Below are 8,852 nucleotides of genomic sequence, written 5' to 3'. Positions count from 1 at the left end.
CTAGGCCTGTAAACCTGAATTACTATCTGATTCTATTTCAGTAAAACTGACAAAGTCCTAATCTTAATATAAGTCCAATTACTTTGTTAAGGAGATGGTTTACTTTGTCAGTTTGGTTACTTTAAAATTAATTCTATTTTGCTTAAAAAAACATATTACAAATCTAAAGGTTAAGGGTTTCTCACTACGCTTTTTCAAAATATAACTCTCGCAAAGACGCGAAGACGCCAAGAAATCAGCTCTTAACTTTGCGCTTTTACTATTACAAACAAAGCTTAATTAAATTAACTTCTAACCTCTAACCTCTAACTTCTAACCTCTAACTTCTTTATCATATTTTATTTTTAAGCTACTCCATCCACCACCATTATGAACATCGGTATAACCGTGTGTTTTCAAGATGCTTTTGGCCGAGGCGCTTCGCATGCCCGATGCGCAACAAGTTATGATGGTTTTGTTTTTGTCTTTCAGTTGAGTTAAACTGTTTTTTAAAACATCAACCGGAATGTTGATTGCTCCGTTAATGTGTCCGCCGGCAAATTCTCCTTTGCTTCTTACATCAAGGATTAGAGCTCCATTTTTTGCCAACTCGGCATAATTAACGGTTGCACCGAAACCGAATATTTTTTTAAGTGTGTTTAGCATTTTGTTTGTTTATTTGGATTGATAGTAGTTTACGTCTAGCCAAGAACCGCCATTGTAGCAGTCGATTCCTTTTTGAGAAAGATACTGTTGTGCTTGTCCACTTCGGTTTCCTGAGGCACAACAAAGTACAAGAGGCGTTTTTAAGTTTTGAATTTCTTCTAATCGTACTTGTACTTCGCCCAACGGAATATTGATGGATCCCGCCACATGACCTCCCATAAATTCTTCAGGAGTTCGTACATCTACAATAGTGCCTTTGTTTTCTTTTATTATGTTTTCTAATGTCATATTCTTTTGGATTAATTGATTTTTGATGTTGCAAAAATACGTTAGAGATTAAGGTTGAACAGTGATTTTTGTCACATAGTTTTTTTTAGTGGTTAATTATCTGAAAGTTTGAGTGTTTATCTTTGTCAATCCCGATAATTATCGGGATAAACTTTGACAAAGATTCGTGTGTAAAGGGGTGTTCTTTTGGAAAAATAAGTTTTGTCACAAAGTTCTTTTAGAGGCTAATTGTCTGAAAATTTGAGTGTTTATCTTTGTCAATCCCGATAATTATCGGGATAAACTTTGACAAAGATTCGTGTAGAAAGAGGTGTTCTTTTTTTTAATATTTTTAATGAAAATATCAAATGTTCTTGTTGAGCAGTTTTTAGCGTGAGGGATAGGAATAAGCTACCGAAGTAGCATGGATAGCCCGACCGCAATAGAGAATGGACCGAATTGGCGGTCTGAATATTGGGTCCGTTCTCTATTGTGGTCACGCCCTGATAATTTTGGATTTTAGAATTTAGATTTTTGATTTTTGATTTTAAAAAATTTACGTTTTTTTACATTTTTAAATTAACCTATCTTTGCGCACTGAAAAAAGCTAATATGAAATGCGTTTCATAAAAGTTGTCGTTACATCAGATGCTTACATTGAATTGCATCTGACCCAAAAAAACAATAAAAAAGACAGATGAAATTTGATTTACTAAAAACAGATCCGCAATCAAAAGCGCGTGCGGGAAGTATTACTACAGATCACGGTGTGATTGAAACTCCTATTTTTATGCCTGTAGGTACTGTAGCTTCTGTAAAAGGAGTGCACCAAAGAGAATTAAAAGAAGAAATAAACCCTGATATTATTCTTGGAAACACCTACCATTTATACTTACGTCCGCAAACCGAAATTCTTGAAAAAGCGGGTGGATTGCATAAATTTATGAATTGGGATCGTAATATTTTGACCGATTCCGGTGGATATCAAGTATATTCTCTGTCTGCAAATAGAAAGATTAAAGAAGAAGGAGTAAAGTTTAAATCGCATATTGATGGTTCGTATCATGTGTTTACTCCAGAAAATGTAATGGAAATTCAACGTACCATTGGAGCCGATATTATTATGGCTTTTGATGAGTGTACACCTTATCCATGTGATTATCGCTATGCGCAACGCTCGATGCACATGACGCACCGTTGGTTGGATCGTTGTATCAATCATTTGGATAAATTGCCTTTTAAGTATGGCTATGAACAAACTTTTTTTCCAATTATTCAAGGAAGTACCTATAAAGATTTAAGACGACAATCTGCTGAATATATAGCCAACTCGAATCAACAAGGGAATGCCATTGGTGGACTTTCGGTAGGAGAACCAGCTGAAGAAATGTACGCCATGACCGAAGTGGTTTGCGAAATTCTACCCGAAGACAAACCTCGATATTTAATGGGAGTTGGAACCCCAATCAATATTTTGGAAAATATTGCCCTAGGTATTGATATGTTCGACTGTGTGATGCCAACACGTAACGCGAGAAATGGAATGTTGTTTACGGCTAACGGAACAATCAATATCAAAAATAAAAAATGGGAAGCGGATTTTTCTCCAGTAGATGAAATGGGTTATACTTTTGTAGATACAGAATATTCCAAAGCGTATTTGCGACATTTGTTTGCAGCCAATGAATATTTAGGAAAACAAATTGCTACAATTCATAACCTAGGTTTTTATATGTGGTTGGTTCGTGAGGCTAGAAAACATATCTTAGCTGGAGATTTTAAACCATGGAAAGAAATGATGGTAAAAAATATGAGCCAAAGACTTTAAAGAAGTTTAAAAAGTTTAAAAGTTTAAGGGTTTAAAAGTTTAACTAATGACCGAAAAGCATAATCGATTAAACAATTTAAACAATTAAACGTTTTAAACAATTTAAACAGTTTAAACAATTTAAACGAATAACGAATTAAACTATACTATGCTAACAATAATCGACAAATACATTCTTAAAAGATATTTAGCCACTTTTGCAGTGATGCTTTTGTTATTTGCGCCTATTGGAATCATTATAGATATATCGGAGAAAATCAATAAAATGTTAGAAAATGAAGTGCCAGTTATAAAAATTGCCACATACTACTATCATTTTACGATTTATTTTATGAACAACCTTTTTCCGATATTCTTGTTTATATCGGTAATTTGGTTTACCTCAAAATTGGCAAATGACACCGAAATTATTGCTATTTTGAGTTCTGGTATTTCGTTTACACGTTTCTTGAGACCGTATATTATTGGTGCATCAATTATTTCTTTTATTGTTTTGCTTATGGGTTTTTGGGTCATTCCCGTTTCTAGTGAAGGCTACAATAATTTTCGATACACCTATCTCCGAAGTAATGGTAAGGCCATTATGCGGGGAGAAAACACCGATGTTTACAGGCAAATTAGTGACAATGAATTCATTTATGTAAATAGTTTTAATAATGAATCTAAAATGGCTTTTAATTTTTCGTTGGAGCACTTCAAAAAAGAAAAATTAGAATATAAAATTACAGCTAGTAGAATCAAATGGAATCCAAAAGAAAAGAATTATTCATTATTCGATTATACCAAAAGAATTGTTGGTAAAGAAGGCGATGTGATAGAAAAATCACCCGAAAAAAAGATGAAATTTAATTTTGAACTTGAAGATTTGGCGCCAGTGATTTATATAGCAGAGACATTGAGTTTAGGGGAATTAAATGATTTTATTGAGAAAGAGAGAAAGCGAGGGTCATCCAATATTAATGTTTATTTGGTTGTATTTTACAAAAAATTCAGTGTGCCAATTTCGGCTTTTATCTTAACAATAATAGCTGTTTCTGTTTCTGCAATGAAACGAAGAGGAGGGATGGGTGCCAGTTTGGCCATTGGAATTGCAGTGGCGTTTTCTTTTGTGTTTTTTGATAAAATATTTGGAGTATTAGCCGAAAAATCTACCTTTTCACCATTTTTGGCTGTATGGTTACCTAACATAGTTTTTGGAATATTAGCGGTTTATCTACTACGAAATGCGAAACGATAATTTAAGAAGTTACCTCAATTTACATATCATTGTTTTTATTTGGGGATTTACAGCAATTTTGGGGGCGTTAATAACTATTCAGTCTGAATTTTTGGTTTGGTATAGAATGTTTTTTGCAGCTGTATTTTTAGCAATATTTATTGCTGTAAAAAAGAGGCCCTTTAAAGTAGCTCTCAAATCACTATTAAAGTTCATAGTTGTTGGACTTTTAATAGCATTACACTGGATTTTCTTTTTCGAAGCTATAAAAATCTCTACTGTTTCTATTACATTGTCTGTTTTTTCTTTGGGTGCATTTTTTGCCTCATTACTTGAACCTTTGTTTTATGGTAGAAAAATACTTTGGTACGAAGTGTTTTTTGGATTAATTATTATTGCAGGTTTAGGGTTAATCATGCAAGTAGAAATTAATTATTGGAACGGAATGCTTTTGGCTTTGGTTTCCATAATTTTAGGGGTGTTGTTTACCTTAATGAATGGAAAATTAATTGTAAATCATGACCCGTCTGTAATTTCTTTTTACGAATTTTTAGCCGGTTTTGTTTTTATTTCTATCTATTTTTTATTTCAAGGATCCTTTACAACAGACTTTTTTATATTAACTGCAAAAAATTGGATTCTGATTTTCATTTTAGCCTCTATATGCACTGCTTATGCTTTTACAGCTTCAGTAAAAGTAATGAGGCAATTGTCTCCTTATACAGTGATGTTAACAACTAATTTGGAGCCTGTTTATGGAATTGTATTGGCATTTTTTATAATTGGAGGAAAAGAGAAAATGAGCACAGAGTTTTATATAGGAGCTATTGTCATTGTGATGACGGTGCTGTTGAATGGAATAATAAAACAGTATAGAAAAGTAGATGTAAAATAGAATTTTACTCGTCTAAAATCTATTTTTTTCGTACTTGAATAAAAAAATAAAGGTATAACGATATTAAATTTTATATTTGCATTTCCAAATCAAAAATTAAAAACAATAATAAAACCGCACAAATACTATGGAATATTTAGATTTTGAGCTTCCTATAAAAGAACTTGAAGAGCAATTAGATAAATGTGTTGTTATTGGTCTAGAATCCGATGTTGATGTTACCAATACGTGTAAGCAAATCAACAAAAAATTAGAAGAAACCAAAAAGCAAATTTATAAAAACTTAACTGCCTGGCAACGTGTACAATTGTCCAGACACCCAAGTAGACCTTATACCTTAGATCATATTAGAGGACTTTGCGGTGATACCTTTCTTGAGCTGCATGGAGACCGAGGTTTTAAAGATGATAAAGCCATGATAGGTGGTTTGGGTAAAATTGGCGATCAGTCATTTATGATTGTCGGACAACAAAAAGGATTCAATACCAAAACACGTCAGTACAGAAACTTTGGAATGGCGAATCCAGAAGGGTATAGAAAAGCGTTGCGTTTGATGAAAATGGCAGAGAAATTCGGTATTCCTGTTGTGACTTTAATAGATACACCAGGTGCTTATCCAGGTTTGGAAGCAGAAGAAAGAGGACAAGGAGAAGCTATTGCTAGAAATATATTTGAAATGGTACGTCTTAAAGTGCCTATCATAACTATAATTGTTGGTGAAGGAGCTTCGGGAGGAGCATTAGGAATTGGTGTTGGAGATCGCGTATATATGCTGGAAAACACTTGGTATTCTGTAATTTCTCCAGAATCTTGTTCTTCTATTTTATGGAAAAGCTGGGATTACAAAGAACAAGCTGCAGATGCATTGAAATTGACTTCTGCCGACATGAAAAAACAAAAATTAGTAGACGATATTATTCCAGAACCACTCGGGGGAGCTCATTATGATAGAGAGACTACTTTTACTACAGTGGAGCAATATATCTTAAAAGGATACAATGAACTGAAAGACTTATCAACAGAAGAATTAATCGCTCAGAGAATGGATAAATACTGTAAAATGGGTGAATTTAAAGAGTAATTTCTCATTTTTAAGATCTTAATCCGAAGCCTTATCGTTTCGGATTTTTTTATGTTTATAAACAAAAAACAAGTACTTATAAACAATTAATTGTAATAACTCAATAGTTATTTTTTTAGAATTTTAGTTACTTTCGCTACATGGAAAATTTCAAGAATATGAGCGCCGTTAAGGTGGATAAATCAACAATAATAAACCTTGAGAAAGGGAAGTTACCCCCACAAGCATTAGATTTAGAAGAAGCAGTGCTTGGGGCAATGATGATTGATAAAAAAGGAGTAGATGAGGTAATTGATATTCTACAACCTGATGCATTTTATAAAGATGCACACAAGCATATTTTTGAAGCCATAGTTCAGTTATTTACAGATACACAGCCAATCGATTTATTGACTGTTTCGGCTCAATTGAGAAAGAATGCTAAGTTGGATCTTGCAGGAGGTGATTTTTATTTAATTCAGTTGACGCAAAAAATTTCATCCTCAGCCCATATTGAGTTTCACTCCAGAATTATACTTCAAAAATTTATTCAAAGGAGTTTAATTCGGATTTCCTCTGAAATAATTGAAGATGCGTATGATGAAACTGCCGATGTTTTTGATTTGTTGGATAAAGCCGAATCCAAACTATACGAAGTTACCCAAGGAAATATCAAACGAAGTTCCGAAACTGCACAGAGTTTAGTATTACAAGCAAAAAAACGTATTGAAGAAATCGCTGGTCAGGAAGGACTTTCTGGTGTAGCAACAGGTTTTGACAAATTGGATAAGCTGACATCGGGTTGGCAGCCAAGTGATTTAATTATTATTGCGGCGAGACCTGCAATGGGAAAAACAGCATTTGTATTGTCAATGGCTAGAAATATAGCTATAGATTTTGGACATCCAGTCGCTTTGTTCTCTCTAGAGATGGCATCGGTACAGTTGATTACAAGGTTAATTTCTTCCGAAACAGGATTGTCATCTGAGAAGCTACGTACTGGAAAACTGGAAAAACACGAGTGGGAACAGTTGAGTACCAAAGTAAAAAATTTAGAAAAAGCACCATTATATATTGATGATACGCCTTCGTTATCCATTTTTGATTTAAGAGCAAAAGCGAGACGTCTTGTTTCGCAACACGGAATTAAGATTATAATTGTTGATTATTTGCAATTGATGACAGCAGGAGGAAATGGAAAAGGTGGTGGAAACAGGGAACAAGAGATATCCACAATCTCCCGAAATTTAAAGGCTTTGGCCAAGGAATTGAATGTTCCTGTTATTGCACTTTCTCAATTATCGCGTGCTGTAGAAACACGTGGTTCAAGCAAAAGACCTTTGTTGTCAGATTTACGTGAATCGGGAGCGATTGAACAAGATGCGGATATCGTTTCGTTTTTGTATCGCCCAGAGTATTACAAAATAGATGAATGGGATGATGATGAAGCCTCTCCAACTGCGGGACAAGCCGAAATTATGATCGCAAAACACAGGAATGGTGGTATCGAAAATGTTCGTTTGAAGTTTATAGGTCACCTTGGTCGTTTTGATAATTTAGAGGATTACAGTGGCGGTTATGATGATTTGCCTTCGAGTATGAATCATGATGAAAGTTCATTTGTTACCAAGAATCTTCCATCTGCAAATGAAGCTTTTGGTAGTAATTTTAATAATGACGATGATGATGATGGGGACGTCCCTTTCTAATTTTTTTAAAAAATATTCTATATAAAAAAAGAGATTATCCTTGGATAATCTCTTTTTTTATTGGGCTAAATGTTAAATGAAATGCATTATTAAAGAGGAAGTAATGAGATAGTATATCCTCTTTGAAAATGGTATAAAATTATTTTCGTATGATTAATTTAAGAGTCGAAAATGTATTTCCTTTTGTTTCTTTTATAAAATAGATTCCATCTTTCAGGTTTTCGACATTGACAGTAATAGTTATGTTTGGCATAACTGTAAATGTTTTTACTATACGTCCTAAATTATCAACGATTTCTAAATTGCCTTCATAAGCGGTATTTATATTTATTAAACCTTTGCTAGGATTTGGACAAAGAGTTGGTTTTTTTGCTGTTGCAAAATATTCAGTACCTAAAACTACTGCACATGGGGAGGTTGCTATGCAGTTGTTTAATGTAATTGCCACGCTATATGATCCACTATTTGAAGGAGGAGTGTAAGATTGATTTGTTGCACTATCTATTTTAATGTTAGGACATTCATACCATTGATAAGTAGCACCTGATTGATTTGCAGTAAGTGTATTTCCATTAATAGATATTGTAGCGTCTATTATTGTAATGACCGCGGTTACTCCGGTTCTGCTGCTTTCGCAAGAGTTCAAGGTTTGCGAAACGTAATATATAGTTCCGGAAACCAAAGCTGTTGAACTGCTTAATAAATTTCCGTTGTTTGCCGCGTCGTACCATTTGATGGCCGTTCCAGTCGCGGTTAAATTGGCAATTGTAGCCGCATTACAAAAAGCTTGTGGAGTTGAAGCCGTTGGAGCTGCAGTTGTATTAATGTTTGCTGTTACCGCAGTTCTGCTGCTTTCGCAAGAGTTCAAGGTTTGCGAAGCGTAATATATAGTTCCTGAAACCAAAGCTGTTGAACTGCTTAATAAATTTCCGTTGTTTGCCGCGTCGTACCATTTGATGGCAGTTCCAGTCGCGGTTAAATTGGCAATTGTAGCCGCATTACAAAAAGCTTGTGGAGTTGAAGCCGTTGGCGCTGCAGTTATATTAATGTTTGCTGTTACCTCAGTTCTGCTGCTTTCGCAAGAGTTCAAGGTTTGCGAAGCGTAATATATAGTTCCTGAAACCAAAGCTGTTGAACTGCTTAATAAATTTCCGTTGTTTGCCGCGTCGTACCATTTGATGGCCGTTCCAGTCGCGGTTAAATTGGCAATTGTAGCCGAATTACAAAAAGCT

Annotated in this window: 8 protein-coding genes; 5 read left to right on the top strand and 3 right to left on the bottom strand. The window is 34.4% G+C overall.

Features of this window, described 5'->3' with window-relative positions:
- Window positions 1-312: 312 nt before the first annotated feature.
- Window positions 313-645, bottom strand: a complete 333-nt coding sequence (locus AC8GF4_RS10810; RefSeq protein ID WP_506594602.1) for a rhodanese-like domain-containing protein — start codon at window positions 643-645, stop codon at window positions 313-315.
- Between the two features lie 9 nt (window positions 646-654).
- Window positions 655-933, bottom strand: a complete 279-nt coding sequence (locus tag AC8GF4_RS10805) for a rhodanese-like domain-containing protein (protein ID WP_506594600.1) — start codon at window positions 931-933, stop codon at window positions 655-657.
- A 676-nt stretch (window positions 934-1,609) separates the two neighbouring features.
- Between AC8GF4_RS10805 and tgt the strand changes: the two genes are divergently transcribed.
- The 5 genes from tgt to dnaB all read left to right on the top strand — a co-directional run bounded on the left by tgt (window position 1,610) and on the right by dnaB (window position 7,620).
- Window positions 1,610-2,740 (top strand): tRNA guanosine(34) transglycosylase Tgt, encoded by a 1,131-nt coding sequence (gene tgt, locus AC8GF4_RS10800; protein WP_506594598.1) that lies wholly within the window; start codon window positions 1,610-1,612, stop codon window positions 2,738-2,740.
- A gap of 148 nt (window positions 2,741-2,888) precedes the next feature.
- Entirely contained in the window at window positions 2,889-3,977 is a 1,089-nt protein-coding gene (locus AC8GF4_RS10795; protein ID WP_506594596.1) for an LptF/LptG family permease, read from the top strand.
- Window positions 3,964-4,851 carry a DMT family transporter gene (locus AC8GF4_RS10790; protein WP_506594594.1) on the top strand — a complete coding sequence of 296 codons (888 nt, stop codon included), beginning with the start codon at window positions 3,964-3,966 and terminating at the stop codon, window positions 4,849-4,851. Before AC8GF4_RS10795 ends, AC8GF4_RS10790 begins: the two co-directional genes overlap by 14 nt.
- Before the next feature lie 127 nt (window positions 4,852-4,978).
- Window positions 4,979-5,932: an acetyl-CoA carboxylase carboxyltransferase subunit alpha gene (locus AC8GF4_RS10785; RefSeq protein ID WP_506594592.1), complete on the top strand. Its 954-nt coding sequence runs from the start codon at window positions 4,979-4,981 to the stop codon at window positions 5,930-5,932.
- 140 nt (window positions 5,933-6,072) lie between these two features.
- Window positions 6,073-7,620: a replicative DNA helicase gene (gene dnaB, locus AC8GF4_RS10780; protein WP_506594590.1), complete on the top strand. Its 1,548-nt coding sequence runs from the start codon at window positions 6,073-6,075 to the stop codon at window positions 7,618-7,620.
- A gap of 139 nt (window positions 7,621-7,759) precedes the next feature.
- Here the strand turns inward: dnaB and AC8GF4_RS10775 are convergent.
- Window positions 7,760-8,852, bottom strand: a 1,093-nt coding sequence (locus AC8GF4_RS10775; RefSeq protein WP_506594588.1) for an Ig-like domain-containing protein, incomplete at its 5' end; no start/stop codon positions are given.

This window comes from Flavobacterium rarum (SeqCode) (genome assembly GCF_965234445.1).
Taxonomy (GTDB): Bacteria; Bacteroidota; Bacteroidia; order Flavobacteriales; family Flavobacteriaceae; genus Flavobacterium; species Flavobacterium rarum.
This window is presented reverse-complemented; position numbering and strand designations above follow the sequence as displayed.